At 59.1% G+C, this 359-nt stretch carries 1 protein-coding gene; it reads left to right on the top strand.

The window, feature by feature from the left end; translation table 11 throughout:
- On the top strand, positions 1 to 334 hold a 334-nt coding region (locus tag AC0IYH_RS29970; RefSeq protein WP_471837735.1), incomplete at its 5' end, for an NADH-quinone oxidoreductase subunit H.
- Positions 335 to 359: the final 25 nt, after the last annotated feature.

Raw genomic sequence — 359 nt, 5'->3', positions numbered from 1 at the left:
GTACCAGACCGAATATTCGTCGATGAGCTTCGCGCTGTTCTGGCTCGGTGAATATGCCAACGTGCTGCTGATGTGCGCGCTGAACGCGACGCTGTTCTGGGGCGGGTGGCTGCCGCCGATCGACTGGGCGCCGCTGTATGTGGTGCCGGGCATCATCTGGCTGTTCGCCAAGATCCTGTTCTTCTTCTTCGTGTTCAGCTGGATCAAGGCGACGGTGCCCCGGTACCGCTATGACCAGCTGATGCGGCTGGGCTGGAAGATATTCCTGCCGCTGTCGCTGTTCTGGGTGTTCCTCGTGTCCGGCGTGCTGATGTTCATGCGGGTGGGAATCTGATTATGTCTATCGCGCAGACCATCAA

This window comes from Pseudomonas sp. AC463 (assembly GCF_979253585.1).
This window is presented reverse-complemented; position numbering and strand designations above follow the sequence as displayed.